Origin of the sequence: Paenibacillus sp. FSL R7-0312, assembly GCF_038004445.1 — a bacterium.
Classification (GTDB): domain Bacteria; phylum Bacillota; class Bacilli; order Paenibacillales; family Paenibacillaceae; genus Paenibacillus_AQ.
The window spans coordinates 5,567,910-5,584,950 of sequence record NZ_JBBORE010000001.1; the positions used below are offsets into that span (position 1 = coordinate 5,567,910).

The 17,041-nt window shown below is 53.2% G+C and carries 11 protein-coding genes; all 11 read right to left on the reverse strand.

Annotation, left to right across the window (positions count from 1 at the left end; all coding sequences use genetic code 11):
* Positions 1-103: 103 nt before the first annotated feature.
* Positions 104-1,321 (reverse strand): VWA domain-containing protein, encoded by a 1,218-nt coding sequence (locus tag MKX70_RS24505; RefSeq protein WP_340841045.1) that lies wholly within the window; start codon positions 1,319-1,321, stop codon positions 104-106.
* On the reverse strand, positions 1,322-3,670 hold the full coding sequence (locus MKX70_RS24510; RefSeq protein ID WP_340841046.1) for a DUF5682 family protein: 2,349 nt from the start codon (positions 3,668-3,670) through the stop codon (positions 1,322-1,324).
* Positions 3,667-4,770 (reverse strand): AAA family ATPase, encoded by a 1,104-nt coding sequence (locus MKX70_RS24515; protein WP_039303646.1) that lies wholly within the window; start codon positions 4,768-4,770, stop codon positions 3,667-3,669. Before MKX70_RS24515 ends, MKX70_RS24510 begins: the two co-directional genes overlap by 4 nt.
* 60 nt (positions 4,771-4,830) lie before the next feature.
* Complete coding sequence (locus tag MKX70_RS24520; protein ID WP_340841047.1) at positions 4,831-6,678, reverse strand: HEAT repeat domain-containing protein; 1,848 nt, start codon at positions 6,676-6,678, stop codon at positions 4,831-4,833.
* A gap of 81 nt (positions 6,679-6,759) precedes the next feature.
* The gene (locus MKX70_RS24525) at positions 6,760-8,205 is read right to left on the reverse strand and encodes an SWIM zinc finger family protein (RefSeq protein WP_340841048.1); all 1,446 of its coding nucleotides are present in this window, start codon (positions 8,203-8,205) and stop codon (positions 6,760-6,762) included.
* Positions 8,206-8,784: 579 nt separating this feature from the next.
* The gene (locus tag MKX70_RS24530; protein WP_042136705.1) at positions 8,785-9,387 is read right to left on the reverse strand and encodes a response regulator transcription factor; all 603 of its coding nucleotides are present in this window, start codon (positions 9,385-9,387) and stop codon (positions 8,785-8,787) included.
* Entirely contained in the window at positions 9,387-10,523 is a 1,137-nt protein-coding gene (locus tag MKX70_RS24535; RefSeq protein WP_042235918.1) for a sensor histidine kinase, read from the reverse strand. The genes MKX70_RS24530 and MKX70_RS24535 overlap by 1 nt, the downstream gene beginning before the upstream one ends.
* A 150-nt stretch (positions 10,524-10,673) precedes the next feature.
* Positions 10,674-11,741: a fatty acid desaturase gene (locus tag MKX70_RS24540; protein WP_042235916.1), complete on the reverse strand. Its 1,068-nt coding sequence runs from the start codon at positions 11,739-11,741 to the stop codon at positions 10,674-10,676.
* Positions 11,742-11,862: 121 nt separating this feature from the next.
* Positions 11,863-13,068 carry an MFS transporter gene (locus tag MKX70_RS24545; protein ID WP_042235914.1) on the reverse strand — a complete coding sequence of 402 codons (1,206 nt, stop codon included), beginning with the start codon at positions 13,066-13,068 and terminating at the stop codon, positions 11,863-11,865.
* Positions 13,069-14,051: 983 nt separating this feature from the next.
* Positions 14,052-15,647, reverse strand: a complete 1,596-nt coding sequence (locus MKX70_RS24550; RefSeq protein WP_042235911.1) for a response regulator — start codon at positions 15,645-15,647, stop codon at positions 14,052-14,054.
* A gap of 18 nt (positions 15,648-15,665) precedes the next feature.
* Positions 15,666-17,033 (reverse strand): ABC transporter substrate-binding protein, encoded by a 1,368-nt coding sequence (locus tag MKX70_RS24555; protein ID WP_042235908.1) that lies wholly within the window; start codon positions 17,031-17,033, stop codon positions 15,666-15,668.
* Between the last annotated feature and the right edge of the window lie 8 nt (positions 17,034-17,041).

Sequence of the window (17,041 nt, forward strand, 5' to 3'; positions counted from 1 at the left end):
AAGCAGCGCCTAGCGATAGGTGCTTTTTAATAACCGATTATAAATGATATATGCATGTTACACAATATGTGATTATAAAGTAAGTGTTTCCTGTTGCAAAAAATTATCGCGCCATCCCCAGACGCTTGGACAATTCACCGAGATCCTGGCCCTTGAGCGCTCCCTCCACCAAAACAGGCAGTAACGCCGGAGTACAAGCAAAGCAAGGGGTTCCGTCACGGGTGAGCTGGGCGGCAAGGCGCTCGTCGTAGGAAGGCTTCCCTTCATCCGACAGGGCCAGCAGTGTCATCGTCCGCACACCGGATTCGCGCAGCTCACGCATCCGCCGGACCAATCCGGCCTGGTTGCCGTTCTCATACAGATCGGAAACAATGATGAATAGCGTCTTCTTCGGCTCCTCAATGAACTGCTCACAATATTTCACGGACTTATGGATATCTGTGCCGCCGCCAAGCTGAATGCCGAAGAGCATGTCTACAGGATCATTGGCACATTGCTCAGTCAAATCTACGACCTCAGTGTCAAAAGCAACCACGCGCGTGTTAAGCGCCGGAATGCTGGCGAAGATCGAGCCGATCACCGCAGCCCAGATAACAGAGCTGGCCATCGATCCGCTCTGGTCAATGTCCACGATCACGGTCCATTCCTTGCTGCGGCGGGCCCGGTCGAAATAAAAGAACCGCTCGGGGATAATCATCCGCCGCTCTGCATCATAATGCTTCAGATTGCGCTCAATCGTCCGCTTCCAGTCCAGCCCGCTCAGGGACGGCAGCGGAGAATGCTGGCGCTTGTTCAGCGCACCGGTGACCGCACGGCGGATATCCGTCTCCAGCAGCTTGACCAGCTCGTCAACCAGTGCCTGGACTAGCATTCTTGCGGTGTCCTTTGTTTTCTCAGGAATTTTGCCTTTGAGTGCCAGAAGCGTACCCACCAGCTGGATATCCGGCTTCACTGCCGCCAGCAGCTCCGGCTCGAACAGCAGCTGCTTCCAGCCTTTGCGCTCCATGGCATCACTCTGGATAATCGAGACAACATCCTCCGGGAAGAAGGTGCGCACGTCCCCAAGCCATTTGGACAGGTTAATGGCGGCATGCCCTGATCCCGCCCCCCTGCCCTTTGAACCCGCTTGAGAGGTCCCGTCAGCACCTGCCTCATTATAGATGGCAGCCAGCGCCGCATCCATAATCCGCTCTTCCTCGGTCAGAGTAGGCCCGCCGCCTGCCCCATAGCCGGATAAAGCTTCCTCTGCTTCCTGGCCCAGAATCAGCCTCCAGCGCGACACAGCCCCGTTCCGCCCGTTATCCTTAATATCCTCCGCCATCTATAGGTCACCGAAGTCAAAATCGTTCAGCTCATCCAGCATTTTGGCTTCCTCCTCCTTCAGCTCGCCTGTAAGTATCTCAGCAGCCTGTTCTGTGTTAACCCCCCACAGCTCACCCAGAAGCTCGGAGATCATCGTCTTCTCCCGGGGAGAGAAAGTGCTGAATGCCCGGCGCAGAAAGACCAGGGCACGTTTGAATTCCTCATCGTCCAGGGCATTAATGTAATCATTCAGCTGCTCCCACAGGCTCATCCGTGACAGCAGGCCGTAGCGGTTACGCATCGACAGCCCTTCGAACCAGCCCGCCCCCAGATCAGCGGGGATACCCGGAGACAGCCGGCGCGACACCTCTGCGGCCACATCTTCCGCAGAGACCGCAGCCCGCTCCATCAGGATCGCGCAGGCGAAGCCGGACAGCCGGGGGTTACGGTCATCCCGCTGTGACAGCTGCTGCAGCTCCTGAAGCCACAGGACAGAATCCAGAGTCCCGCTATGTTCCAGCGAGATGCCGTTCAGCTCATTCATGGCGCTGATCATTAGCGCCGCTGCTTCGTCGTTGCAGCCGCTCGCATCCAGCAGGAACAGGCAGCCGCGCCGGAACAGCTCCTCCAGCAGCGGCACGAGCGGAGCGGTATCCACCTTGCGGATATCGCCGAAGCCGATAATTGTCGCCAGCTCCCGGGCAGCGGCGGCAATAGCAACTACATCGCGGCTGTCCACCGCCAGGCTCTGCAGCACCCGGCTGCTCTCCTCCATCTGCGAGGTCATCGCGCACTGGCAGGCGATGCGGATCAGCGCAGACGCATCAGTAATGGAGCGGCATTCCAGCAGCTTCTCCCTCAGCACATAAGCTGCAGCGACTTCAATGGTCTCGCCCAGGAGAGTCGATTCAACTACCTGAATCTCCACTTCCGGTGACCACTGGATAATCCAGTGCTCTGCCCAGGTTGCCCCGGACTGTCCGCTTGGCATATTCCGCACGAATGATATGCCCAGCAGCTCCAGCCTGTGAAACAGCACGGAACGGTGCAGATCCAGGTAGGCCGCTTCCGCGCTTGACACCCGGCGGTTCTCCCGCAGATCGAGCGCCAGGTCACTGGCTACAGTGGACTTATATTTTTCCAGCTTATACCGCTTCAGCAGCCGGTTCAGGTCATCCTGAATCGGTGTCTGGCTGACACCTTCGGCCAGGCTGCCGATCGCCGTACCGACATCCACGCGAGCCAGTGATTCGGCAACAACCGCGAGGTCGCCATGGCCGAGCAGCGTCTGGGCGGCATCGCGCAGATCACGCAGTGTAGGCGCGCTCCCGCCGTGCAGAGCTGCAAGCGACTCTGCCAGCCGGACCGCTTCAATGACTTCTGCCGTGGAGCGGTGCGTCCCGGAACCGCGTACCTGCCTAGCCACGGAGGACAGGTAGAGATGCGGCAGCTCCTCAGCCCTGCCGGACTCCATCAGCTCCCACATCAGCTCAAAGTAATGCGGAGCCCCGTTGCCTGCACCATAACCCGACATCGTAGAGAGCTTGTAATACGAATACGGCATCAACGTCAGCTTCGTGCTGCGTGTAGGCAGTGACGACAGCTCGCTGTCGGTCATCCCGTCTGCAAGGTCTGAGAGGGCCGCAGCATGGTAAGCGCCGCAGATCACTACTATCTTATCCGGCGGATGGCCGGCTTCAATCTTCCTCCGGATCTGACGCCGCATATAAGCTTCGCGCAGCGCGTTATAAGCATATTCGCGGGGCTGCTCTATCAGCTCCCGGGACTCTGACAGCTCACGCATCCGGGCAGAGAACGCCAGTATCGCCGCACGGTACGCTCCGCTGCTGGCGTTATGCTCGTAATTGCGTTCCCAATACATATCATAATCAGACTCACCGGCGAGCCGGGCAATCTGGCTGTATACCGATTCCTGCTCCTGCAACTCATCATCCGTAGGCTCACCTTGTTCATCCGCCGCAGGCTTAAGCAACGGCCTGCTCAAGGATTCAAGCCGCAGGGCATCCTGCAGACCCAGGGTTACGGAAGAGGGAAGATCGATGAATTCCGCTTCTGCCCCATGCTCCTTCGCCCATCGCATCCCCTGGTATTCCGGGGAGTAGACAGCGAACGGCCACAGCACCGTCCGCACAGGCAAATCCTCGGTGAAGGCCAGAATCGCAACCGGAGGTTTCGTTACGTTGTGAGTCAAATGGCGGATCTCATCAGTGGCATCGCCGGGTCCTTCGATCAGGACAGCGGTCGGCTGAAGCTCATCCAAGTATTCCAGCAGATGCTTCGCACCGCCCGGAGACAGATGGCGCACCCCGAAAATATTCACACCGGCAGCAACAGTCGCCCCACTCACTCGTTCATCTCCTTGCAGGCTTGATACAATCCGCGCCAGTCCGCTCCTTTTTTCTTCATTACATTATCGAGGTATTCCTTCCAGACCAGCTTATCTTTGTCGTCATCCTTGACGATAGCCCCCTGCAGGCCGGCAGCCAGATCCCCGTCGGTCAATTCTCCGCTGCCGAAGCTGGCTGCCAGGGCCATGCTGTTCGTCAGCAGGGAGATGGCTTCCGCCGTGGAGATTACACCGGCCGGTGTCTTCACCTTCTCTTTCTTGTCGAGCGTCATGCCGCTGCGCAGCTCGCGGAAGATCGTCACTACCTTGAGCAGTGCTTCATCAGCCGGAACGGAAGCCTGAAGCTCATACGAAGAAGCAATCTCTGCAACCCGCTTCTTCACGATAGACAGCTCAGTCTCCAGATCAGACGGTGCCGGCAGCACGATGATGTTGAACCGGCGCTTGAGCGCCGCTGACATTTCGTTCACGCCGCGGTCACGCGTGTTGGCGGTGGCAATAATGGAGAAGCCCTTGCGGGCACTGGTCTCCTTGCCTAGCTCTGGCACAGAGATCGTCTTCTCAGAGAGGATGGAGATCAGCGCATCCTGCACCTCGGAAGCGCAGCGGGAGATCTCCTCAAACCGGGCTATGCCGCCATCCTCCATTGCCCGCATGATCGGACTCTTGACCAGCGCCTCCGGCGTTGGCCCGTTCGCCAGGAGCATGGCATAGTTCCAGGAATAACGTACATGCTCCTCACTGGTTCCGGCAGTCCCTTGCACAACCAGGCCCGAGTTGCCGTAGATCGCAGCCGCCAGATTCTCGGACAGCCAGGACTTCGCCGTTCCCGGCTCACCGATCAGGAGCAGCGCCCGGTCTGTTACCAGCGTGGCCACCGCCATCTCGATCAGCCGCGTGTTACCGATATATTTCGGGGTAATCACGGTCTTGCCCGCCTTGCCTCCGGCAATGAACGTTAACACCGAACGCGGCGACATCTGCCACCCGGCAGGGATACGGCCTGTATCTTCCCTGCGTAAGGCCTCCAGTTCCTCACGGTATAGAACCTCGGCTGGCAGACGCATGTAATCCTGAAGCTGACTTTGTTCCGTCGACATGAACACCTCTCCTTTATAAGAACTCTTCAATTAGATTTCTTAAGCTACTTCCGCCCTGGATTATTGCGCACTCTTCAAGCTGTTCAGCACATACTCCAGCTGCTGCTTGCATTCATATCTATATTTAGGGACAATCGCTTCCAGACGTCCTGCATAGCTGGCCGGGAAGCGCTCCATCAGTTTAAATAAGTAGAGCTCAAAGGTGTAAGCTGTATGAACATTTTTATTCTCCAGGGCTGTCATCAGCAGCTCAAGACGCTCCGGCTCCGGCACCCCCGCCCTCTCCAGACCCTTGAAAATATTAGCAAGGAGATCATACGTCGTGCGTTTAAATGGCTCCTGCAGCTTGCCAAGCAGGTAGTCCCGCACGCCCTTATGACCCGGCCGGGCAAAAGCGCTTGCCAGGTTCACCGCATCATGCTGAATGAACCAGTCCAGCCAGCGGGAATCCCAGTCTGCCGCAATCTCCTCGGCTGACAGCATCTCCCTGCTGTAAGGCTGCCTAATACCTGCAGCATCCCACTCTACCTCATACGCCCTCCGGCGGATATCCACGATCTGCTCCTCAATCGTATTTATCAGCAGCTGGGCGCGCTGAGCCGCATCTTTGGCATCTTTGCCCACTAGCGCTTTCAATTTGTCCATAAAGGTTCCGCCGAACCTGCTGTACAGCTCCTTGGGCGTCATCACCCGCTGGGCAGCATGGAAGTAATTCGGCAGGAAACGCACACTCCGCTTATCCAGTGCCTCCAGCTCTGCCAGTGCAGCTCCGCCCGGAGTATTCTCTTTATACCAGGCTGCCTGGTCAATGAGCGGAATCCAGCCGAGCGGGGAGAACCGGGCGTACTCCTGAAGGATATAGCTGTAGACTTCATCCAGCTGCGGGCTCCGCTCATGGCGCAGAGCGGTTAAGAATGGAAGAAGGCTATTCCATGCGGACTCTGTCAGCTTCTTGTCTGCATTATTCTGCGGCGCCTTCTGCAGTTCTTCCATGAACAATGCCGCCAGCTTATCAGACACCTCTGCGGAAGCTCTGCCCGCCAGTACACCGGCGACCATCTCACGGTCCTTTTTCGCCGTGAAAGCCTCCACAAGCCGTTCAGCGCCCTGCTGCGAACCGCCTGCTGCCAGCGCCGAGAAGGCAGCTTCACGGATGGCCTTCTTCTTATCTGTTGTCCACTCCAAGAGTGCGTCCACATACGGCTCATGACCGGCGAGCCATTTCATAGCGGCTACCCGGATGTCTTCACTGCCGCTTCCGGCGATGCGGAACATCTCCTCCAGATACCGCTCTCCTCCCACCTTGCCGATCACTTCAAGCTTGCGGACCTCGCTCCTGCCACCGGCTGGATCCAAGCTTTCGAACAGGAATCCGGCAATGTCTGGTCCATACGACGGAAGAATATCGGTCATCGCAAAGTCTGCAAGTTCCGAATAAGGATCGTTCAGCGCCGAGACTGCCGGAGGCAGCAGCCGCAAATCCTGAAAAACATGTTCCTTAAAAGCATCAATTACAATTTCATATCTTCCGCTTCCTGTTGTGCTGAGCGCCTGCTGAACGGCACCAATCTTGCGGTAGGGCTGGTTCGTCTTAAGTTCAAAGCTCAAGGCTGGCAAAGGTCCGGGGGTTCCGTCAACTGCTGTTGTCCCCTGGGTATACAGCACCGACTCCAGCAGCAGCGTAAGCTCCTGCAGTTGAACACCGGGAGCGATCTCTTCAGCACCGTCAGGCTCTAGTAATGAAGCCACGCCCTCGCCCAGCTTCTTAAAGACTGGTGCGCGTTCCCCCAGCTGCTGAAACTGCGGAAGCAGGCGTTTCAGGCGGAAGTCTCCAGCCGCCAGCCCGCTTCCGGCAATATACAGTCTTCTAATCTCCTGATGCAGCTCCTGTAATAACGCTGTGCTCATGGACTGTCCTCCTATATGAATGAACTTGAGTTATCTTAGAATTCAGATGCTCGGCAGTGTCCTTCCTAGATACAATCTTAACTAATACAGCAACCGGATGATTTCTTCACCCTTAATGACTGTCAGCGGCTGGGCAGTCAACCTTCCCTCGTCCAGATTATGCTCGAACATCACCAGCAGGTAGCAATCCGTATGCGCGGCAGCCGGCACAAACGGCAGCATATGCACGGTTCCCTGCAGCAGGGACGGAATATCCTCCAGAGCCAGCCTGCTGCCGGATTCATCCGTTATGACATATTGGCCGCTCTCCGTAATGCCCAGACTGGCGGCATGCAGCAGCAGCACCGGCAGCTTGTCGCTGAGCGGATTCTTGATCTGATTCTTCACTGTCTTGACAGCTTCCGCATAGGAGCGGTGAGCCTGGGTGGTAGCCCGTTCTATATCCGGACCTTGCACTGTCCTTGGAGACATGGCTTCAAAACGGACCCGTGCATTCATATCCCCCGGATAAGTATATAGCTGGGGGACCACGGCAATCTCGAAGAAGCTGTCTTCCTCCCGCATCAGCTTAGCTGCCTTGTACGGCCGGTAATTAACCGTCCGGTGGATCTTACCGCCTTCCGCAGTGAGGTCCATCCAATACCCGAGATCCACATATTCCAGCCGGGCCATATCATTGAAGCTGTAGAAGGCCAGCTGCAGCAGCTCAGCCCCTTCCTTCACCAGCCCGTATTCCTTCAGTTCGCTCAGCTGCCAGGCATGCCCCAGCCATTCATCGATGGTCGATTCATGATCGAGTGCAAGCTCCGGGTCCTCGCTCCGGGCCAACAGATACGCCCGCCCCTTCTTAATAAATGCATGAAGACGTGACAGCTGCTCCATCGCATATGTATAGTTCTGTTCCTGGTCCTTGCCGCCGAACATTAGAATCGTGAACCGGCGCAGCTCAATCTGTGCTCCTGACAGATAATAGTTGCCAAGCTGCTTCACCTGCTCCTGAATCGTCTTCATGCTCGAACGGTCAATGGTAGACAGTCCGCCGCGGACGAACCCCAGCACCAGCTTCTCAAGCATATCGAGCCCTTCAAGCTGGGCGGTAATTTTTTTCTTGAGCGCGGATTTGTTAACCTTTTTTGGCTTAGGCTCTGCCCCTTCGGCCGCCTGCTTCACCTTATTCTCTTCCCGCTTCTCGGCCTTCTCACGCTTGGAAGCTATGTCTTCAGGGACGGGAGCGGGGCTGAACGTCTGGCCTTCGGCCATAGCATAGAGCAGGCCTAACGCATGCTTACAGGGAAACTGGCGGCTGGGACAGCTGCAGCGGAAGACCGGATTGTCCGGCACGATGAAATCCACAGAACATTCATAGGGAGTCTTGCCACTCCCTGCACATTTTCCAAACAGCAGCTCTCCGTCCTCCGACTGATGAAGCTCTATGAAGCTCTTTTTGCGGACCAAACCTTGACCGTTCTTGATGGCTGCAGCATTGGGTGCAAGTGAATCAACATATGATGAAGTAAGTTCAGGCAAATCAGATTCCTCCCGGCTGAAATAAGATGTACGCGGCATAAAAAGGAGTGCGGTTATGACACATGCAAGTTATTACCCAACTTCAACGGATAAGATCACATGTTTGCATTTATATTAGCAAAAATATTCCATCGATCCAATCCCGGAGGGCTTTTCGTGGAGAAAATAGTAAATATGAACTAGCTATATAAACTTATCTAGGGAGCGCATGCAGGGAATAAGTGTATTTCGTACAGTTAAAAAATAGGCTTTCCAGCGGATTTGTTCCATTAATTGTATTCTGTACAACTAAAATTACGAAAATTGATCATTCAACGAAAGGCAGTCTATATAAGTGCATAAAATACAGTTATCCAGCTTATCTCGTACTGTCAGGAGATTTCAGTTGCATTAAATGCAGTTAGAGCCAGGCTGATTTCTCTACTTCAATCAAAGTCCGCCTCTGCTCCGCCCCTTACGTCGGCCCGTCGGCCCGTCTTCCCTACCACTAGAATAAGCCTTGTCTCTGTCTGCAAAATAAAAGAAACGGCCCACTGCCACAGAAGACAGTTGCCGTTTCAATATTCCAAGCAAGTTATTTTATTTAAACCAGCCTTTTTCCTTAAAGCGCGTGATCGCTTCAATCCGGTTGCCGACATCCAGCTTGTCCAGGATCACAGAGATATAGTTGCGGACCGTTCCGGTTGTAATATACAGCTGGCTGGCGATCTCCTTCGTATTCTTGCCGTCCGCGATCAGCCCCAGCACTTCCTTCTCACGCTGCGTCAGCGGATTAGCTTCGCTGCTGTAAGCCTCATCCATCAGCTCCGGCGCGTAGATCCGTCTGCCGTCCATCACATTGCGGATCGACAAGGCCAGCTCTTCGCTTGGACTGTCTTTGAGCAGATAGGCATCAACTCCGGCCTTAACTGCACGTTCGAAATAACCGGTCCGTGCAAACGTGGTCAGTATCATGATTTTGCAGCCCGATCCCTTCAGTGCTTCCGCTGCTTCGAGACCGGTCATGGCCGGCATTTCAATATCCATGATACAGATATCCGGCTGATGCTGCTTCACCAGCTTCACGGCCTCTTCCCCGTTGCCTGCCCGGCCCACAACCTTCATATCCTCCTCCAGATCCAGGAGGGCGGCGAGCGCTCCCAGCAGCATCCGCTGATCTTCGGCAATCACTATCGTAATCATTACACGTTTACCTCCATTTCCGGCCGCTGTGCAACATTAGGCACCTTAATAACTATCGTTGTTCCTTCGTCAAGCACCACATCCATACTTCCGTTGACGAATTCAAGCCTTTCCTTCATCCCCTGCAGCCCATGACCTTTATGATAGTGATTAGTCCCTTCAATTCCCGCGCCGTTATCCTTTACCCTGATGACCAGATCGGTCCGGGAAGGTTCAATCTGAATCAGGCAGAGCGAGGCACCGCTATGTTTGACCACATTGTTCACGGCCTCCTTCATACACATGCTCAGCACATTCTCGGTAATCAGTGAAGTGTTGGTCAGGTTAGGGTCACCCTCCAGCATGTAGCCAATCTCTGCGGCCTGGAGTAATTGCCGGATACGGATCAGCTCATCTTCAAGCCGGATGCCCCGCATCTGGGTAATCATTTCCCGGACTTCCTTGAGGGCGCTGCGGGCCGTCATTCGGACATCATTAATTTCGATCTGGGCCTGCGCCGGATTCTTAGTGATCAGCTTGCCTGCCAGGTCACTCTTCAGTCCGATCAGCGACAGCCGCTGCCCCAGCGTATCATGAAGATCACGGGAGATCCGCTGACGCTCCTCCATAACGACCAGCTCGGAGATCCGTTTGTTGGCATCCTCCAGCTGTCCCTGCAGCTTATCCTGATTGTTGCGGTTATATGTCGTGGCCGGAAGCAGCACCACAGCAATGATACTAACCAGCACGAACGGCAGCTGTGAGAGAAACACAGGATCACGTGTAATCAGCTCATAGTTGATGGCAACAATCGTCGTCAGCATATGAATGGAATACAGTGTGAAGAAGGCGGCCCGTTTCTGGATATTCCCGATAAAAAAAGCCAGGAACAGCGCAAAGTACATGTAACCGAACAGCAGCGTCATCGTAATCGAGACCACCATCTGTACACTGGTCCAGAAATAGACCACCCAGCCCTTAGACTTGAACGACAGCACATAGCAGGCAAAGAAGATAATAATCATCAGTATTCCGTAAACCCAGCGGTCCGGAGAGGCTGAACGGAAGATGGAGTAGAACGGGAGAATGTAAAAAATGACCCACACATAAGGACTTAGTCCCGTACTTTTATGAAAAATATGATGCCACTTCTGCATGTTTGCCATCCTTTTTGCCAGCAAGATTATACCCCCATTTTAGCATAAACCATCACATAAACGGCAATTCCGCTCAACATTTCGGACAAAAAGAAAGACCAGCTCCGGCATCCTGCACGCCGGAACTGTCTTTCTCTTCTGTGACGGCTTCTATTTATTCTGGAATCCCGGTTTGATTACCTTCAGCACCTCGGCTGCCGCAGGCTTCTTTTGCTGCAGCCGCTGCTTCATTTCCTTGAAGCTGACGAACGTTTTGTGCTCCTCATCCCACAGACGGTACTTCAAGGCCTGCAGACTGGTGCTGAGCGTAATGGTTGTCGCTTTTTGCAGCGGCGGGGTGGCATTATGGGCCAGCTCCAGATTATAATTGGGCACCTTCGGGCTCAAATGATGAACATGGTGAAAACCGATGTTGCCGGTAATCCACTGCAGCAGCTTCGGCAGCTTATAATAGGAGCTTCCTTCTACTGCGGCGTTGACATAGCTCCATTCCTCATCATGCTCGAAGTAGGTATCTTCAAACTGATGCTGCACATAGAACAGCCAAATCCCGAGAAAACCGGAGAAGAACACAACCGGCAGCTGCACCAGCAGGAATGCCTGCCAACCGACAAGCATAATCATCGTACCGTACAGAGCCACTATCGAGACATTCGTCAAATACGTATTCATGCGTTCCTTGCGTCTGGCACCTTTGGCGTTGAAACGGTACTGGATCACGAAGACGGCAATGGGTCCGAGTACAAACAAAACCAGAGGGTTACGATAGATCCGGTAGTATAGTCGCTGCAGCGGTTTCGCGGCTGCATATTCATCCACCGTCATAATCCAGATGTCGCCGATGCCTCTTTTGTCGAGGTTGCTGCTTCCCGCATGATGTATCGAATGGCTGTGCTTCCACTGGCGGTAAGGGACCAGAGTGAGCACACCGGTTATTGTTCCGAAAATATCGTTCGCTTTGCGGTTCTTGAAGAATGAGCCGTGACAGCAGTCATGACAAATAATAAAGGTGCGGATGACAAAACCTGCAGCCGGAACGGCGAACAGCAGCGTCAGCCAGTAGGAAACGGATAAGCTGAAATAAGCAGCAGTCCATAGGAGCACTAGTGGTCCAAGTGTATTAATGAGCTGGTAGATGCTCGCTTTACGGTCTGTTTTTTCGTAAGGGGCTACGCTTTTCTTCAAGCTGGAGAGCTGGGATGTCTGGTTTGTAGTCATCGGGATCGTTTCCTCCTCGGATGCATCCATTCAAGGATACTTATCTCTCTACATTATAGAGAAGAAAGTGTCACCCCTGTAAGTCACAAACATCAACCCCGGTGTATGACATATGTCATAGTCACCCCTGAAGAGATTGCCGCCCAGACTCCTTCGCCCTGACCATCGGCAGCAGAATCAGCATCGCCATCAGGAACAGTATGCCACTTCCGGTGAATACTGTGAACAGCGAGAAGGCTTCCTTCAAATAACCTGCCGCAGACATTCCGATCACCATGAAGCCCATGAACATCGGCCCCATTATACCGCCAACCCTGCCCATGTAGCCGGCCTCGGTATTCCGCAGAATCAGTGTGTTGATGCCGATATGGATACACGGGTAAAAGAATCCGGTCAGCGTCTGTAGTAGGATCGTCAATGCTGCATGATGCGACCAGCCCACGCCGACCGTTCCAGCCGCACTGACCAGCAGACCGAATGCCAGCATCGTCTGTGGCTTCACGGCTTTGCCTTTGCTCATAATGAGCATTCCGCCGAGCAGCATCGCCGCCCCGTTCGCCATCATGATCCACTGCAGGAACCCTCTGTCCCTGCCCAGATTCTCAATGATTACGAATACCCCCAGCGGCTGGATCAGTCCTGCGGCAAGCCCCGCAAACGCAAAGGCTGCGCCCAGATTCTTCAGCACCTGGCTCGAACGAACATAATCCAGTCCGGATTTCATTTCAGCCATGATCCCGTTCCGGAGCTTTCCGGCCTGCTGCGGCGCGTCTTTGGGCAGCAGGCCCAGAATAAGCGCAGAGCCGGTGAACATACCGATCATCACAGCCAGCGATACCTCAATTCCGTAATGGTTATAGATGAAAGCGCCGATTACCGGACCAATCACCATAAAGAAAGCAGACAGCGACTGGAACATGGCCATCACACTCTGTAACTGATCTTCAGGCACATGCTGTTTGAACAGCTTCATCGCAGAAGGCTGCGAGAACTGTGACAATATAGCTGATACCAGGGTAGCCAGCAGCAGTGCCCTCCACGATCCGGACATGACAACCAGCAGCACCACAAAGACGGAACATGCCGATAACGCATCACTGATCATCATCGTCCGCTTGGGCAGCCACCTGTCCGCGAAGGTACCGCCTATAATAGCAAACAGAAAAATTGGAGCATATTCGGCCACCGAAATGAGCGAGACATAGAATGGATCATTCTGCGTAATATCCGTCACGTACAGCAGAATCGCAAAGTTCCTCACCCATACTCCGAGCTGCAGAAATACTCTTGACATAATAATCGTTCTTACATATTTGTTCCTTAACACGACGCTATCCCCCATACATTAATATAGACTAAATAGATATATATCTAATCTGTTTATTAATATATAGATATTAAGTTATTTTGTCTAGTCATAAAATAGATTATTATTTCATTAATCTATTTTATAACTGTGAATATGGCTCGAATCCTATAACATCACAGATGGACACTGTTCCATAAAAAAAGTAACCGCTCAAGTGAATGATGTTGGAGCTTATGCGGCTTATGCGCTTATAAGATATTAAGTGCCACCGCATATTACTTCATTTAGATTACTTCTGGGGCGCCTCCAGCAAACAAGCGTACTTGCGCTCCTCATTTCTTCCGTGGTAGCACATTGCATTGTATTCGGTTTTTCTGTGAAAATACTTCTGGCACAACCTGCGATAAACGCACGGCCTACGTGGCACGTCCAGTCCAATTGTGTTCGGTTTTCCGATTACATTCGGCCTACGTGGCGCTCACAGTTCAATTGTGTTCGGTTTTTCGATTACATTCGGCTTACGTGGTGCTCCCAGTCCAATTGTGTTCGGTTTTTCGATTACATTCGGCTTACGTGGCGCTCCCAGTCCAATTGTGTTCGGTTTTTCGATTACATTTGGCTTACGCTACCCACCCGGTCTAATTGTGTTCAGTTTTCCGTTAAAATTTGTTGAATAGATGAACAGACGACGTTCTGTTTTTAGGCGCGCTGCTCATTTTCATGCTGGAGTTGTGCCTTGAAAGACATGTTTGTTTTCGCATACATTGGCTCTCCCTTGGCTCGCGACCGGTGAAATTAGAGGGGTTACTGACGATTATCATCTCTATAACCATAAAAAAAGCACCCGAAGGTGCTCAAAGTGCTCGTACTCATCCTCATACTTATATTCTTATGTCCTATGTTCCTATTTCCCAATGTTCCTATGTTCCTACATTCTTATGGCCTATATGCTATGCTATATGTTCTTATCTGGTCTTTACGGTTAGCGCCACCCCGATGCATCAATCCTGCTTCACATGCTCCTCACGATACTCCGTCGGCGTCTTGCCGGTAGCCTTTTTGAACACCTGAGTGAAGTACCTCGGGTCCTGATAGCCCACAAGCGGCGCTACCTGGTAGACCTTCACATTGCTGCTTCGCAGAATGTACTTGGCATTCTCCATCCGGCAGTGGGTGACGAATTCCAGGAAGGTGTAGCCCGAGATTTGTTTGAACAGTGTGCAGAAATGGCTGATGCTGAGATCGGCCACCTCGGACACTTCCTCAATGCTGAGATCCTTGTGGTAATTGGATTCAATGTACCGTTTAACCTTCTCAATGATGCTGCGCCCATCTTCGCGGGCTGCTGTGCTGTGACTCTGAAGCAGCCATTCACGGAATTCCGACTTGAGTGCTTCGATCATGCCTGACAGCGTTCCCAGGCCATGCAGCTTGCTTAGCAGACTTTCTATCGACCATTCGCTATGGGTGTTCAAATGCTCGAACTGCCGGTACAGCACCACGCTCATCTCAATAATCAGACGCTCCGCGAGCGGCTGCGGAAGGGCCTGGGATTCAATGAAGACAGACATCTCGTCAAAAAGGGCAAGCATACGCTCCAGGTTCAGGGTGCGGATACTTTCAATCAGCGAGAGCTCCAGCTCCTTCGGATACTTCACCTCACGGCTGCCAGCTGCTGCAGTCTCCTCTTCAATGAATACACCGGCTTGTCCGGAATAGAACCGCTGATATAAGGCCTGAGAAGCTAACGGATAGACCGTGCTTAACTGATCAATTCCCTGGGTGGACCGGCTGATGCCAACAGAACAGTTCAGCTTAGAGTAACGTTTGATGCCGGCAATCAGCTGTTCACCGAGCTCTCTTTTGCCGGCACTAATGCCTGCCGGGAAGAGCAAGATCCATTCCCCGTTGTAGAACGGGAAGATGGACAACGCCCCATTCTCCAGGGACCATTCCTCCAGGATATTGCGGACCGCGAACAGCCAGAGATGCTTCTCTTCCGCACTCCACTTGGCTGTCAGCCCGGCATAATCGTCCAGACGGACAACCGCCATGAAATATTCATCTTCCAGCTCGCTATTCTCCAGCCACTTCAGATGCTGCAGCGGACGCGGGTTGCCCAGCGTGAACTCGGCCAGCATGCGCTCGCGGGCAAGCATTGACAAGGTCTGCACTGACAGCATCAGCTGTTCATTTTCCTTCTGGCGGTCAAGCCGCTCTCTGGCCCGGGTGAGCATCTCCGCCAGTTCCTCATGGTCAATCGGCTTCAGCAGATAATCAAACGCACCGAGCCGCAGCGCCTCCCTGGCATATGTAAACTCCCCGTAGCCGCTGATGAAGATAAAAATCAGCTTGGCGCTGCGCGGAAGCACCTCCTTCATTAAAGCGATCCCGTCAATCACCGGCATGCGGATATCGCTGATAATAATATGCGGCGTGGTCTCCTGAATCAGCTGCAATGCAGCTTCCCCGTTCTTTGCTTCACCGACTATCGTCAGGCCAAGCTCTTCCCAGGGAACCGCAACCTTCAGGCTGCGGAGAATAATCGGCTCATCATCCACCAGCAGCACTTTATATTTATCCTTATGTTCACTCATCTCTTGCACCCCCCAGGCTTATTGACCGGCCGAACTCCGGATCAGATTCCAGTATTGCTTGGATGCATCTTGCAGCTGCTGTAAAGCCTGATCCGTATGCATCCCTCCATCAATCATCTCTTCAATTACACTCAGAAATGTCGTTTTCACTTCAGGGGACAACAGATTGTCATATGGCACAAAGCTCTGATTGTTCTCCTCCATCATATCCATGACCTGGGCAAACACCGGGCCGGTCTTATCCGGGTCGAAGGCAATGCGCATCGACGGAATTCTCAGTCCTTCGTATACTATCCGGGTCTGAATCTCCTTCGTATAGAAAGCTTTCATCAGTTCCAGGGCAGCTTCCCGCTTCGCTCCGCTGAGGCTCGAAGAGAGTCCGATTCCTATAGTGTAGCCGCCGGCGATCGACGTCTCTGCCCCCTTGATCAGCGCGGGAAACGGAATTACACCAACCTGGTTCTGGAAATCTGCCGGCGCTGCCGCGCCTGAGAACAAATTGATGTCCCAGTTTCCGTTAAGATACATGGCTGCTTTCCCTTCCGTGAACAGACCCACAGCATTCTCGGTGGATACATTATTGGAATCACCACTGAAAGCACCTTCATCTATCCATTTATCCAGATGGCGGAACGCATCCGAGTAGCTGCTGTTCTGAAAGCTCGCCCCATCCTCCCCGGTAACCAGCTTCTGTATAAGCTCGGGTCCGGCATAGCGGTCCATTAGATAATGGGCGAAGACCCCTGCGGGCCAGAGGTCTTCGTTGCCCAGCGCAAACGGGATATATCCTGCCGCTTTCAGCTTCGTAATGACTCTATCGAGCTCAGCAACCGTTACGGGAATATCCAGTCCGAGCTCAGCGAAGATACTCTTGTTATAATAAAGCGGTTCAGCATTGCCCTCAATGGGCAGCCCATAGATACGCTTATTGAAAGTCCACAGATGCAAATCCTTAAATTGATCGCCCAGTCCGTTCACTTCGGTGAAATCCGTTAGATCCATCAGCCGGTTCGAACGCACATAAGGCTCGATCTCCGCTCCGCCGAAGAGGACGAACATATCAGGCGGTGTTCCAGTGACCATCTCACTCTTCAGCTTCTGCTCCCGGTGAATGGTCTGGTCCAGACCCTCGAAGTTCACCTTCACATTCGGATGGCTCACCTGATAGTTCTTCACAACTTCCTCAAAGATGGCCAGAAGCGGACGGTCATGCTCCTTGATCCAGAAGTGCCGGAAGGTCAGCGTGATTTTTTCGGGAGAGTTATCTTCGATCTGCCCGCTGTCTTCCTGCATAATGAACCATACCGCACCGGACATTAGTACAGTATAGAGCAGAATCCATCCCCAATTGGTCAACCATCTAGCAATACTCCGCTCCTCTTTCATTTGGTTTC

Coding starts and splice junctions, on each gene's coding strand:
- MKX70_RS24505 (WP_340841045.1), bottom strand. CDS start 1,321: ATGGCGGAGGATATTAAGGATAACGGGCGGAACGGGGCTGTGTCGCGC.
- MKX70_RS24515 (WP_039303646.1), bottom strand. CDS start 4,770: ATGTCGACGGAACAAAGTCAGCTTCAGGATTACATGCGTCTGCCAGCC.
- MKX70_RS24520 (WP_340841047.1), bottom strand. CDS start 6,678: ATGAGCACAGCGTTATTACAGGAGCTGCATCAGGAGATTAGAAGACTG.
- MKX70_RS24530 (WP_042136705.1), bottom strand. CDS start 9,387: ATGATTACGATAGTGATTGCCGAAGATCAGCGGATGCTGCTGGGAGCG.
- MKX70_RS24535 (WP_042235918.1), bottom strand. CDS start 10,523: ATGCAGAAGTGGCATCATATTTTTCATAAAAGTACGGGACTAAGTCCT.
- MKX70_RS24540 (WP_042235916.1), bottom strand. CDS start 11,741: ATGACTACAAACCAGACATCCCAGCTCTCCAGCTTGAAGAAAAGCGTA.
- MKX70_RS24550 (WP_042235911.1), bottom strand. CDS start 15,647: ATGAGTGAACATAAGGATAAATATAAAGTGCTGCTGGTGGATGATGAG.
- MKX70_RS24555 (WP_042235908.1), bottom strand. CDS start 17,033: ATGAAAGAGGAGCGGAGTATTGCTAGATGGTTGACCAATTGGGGATGG.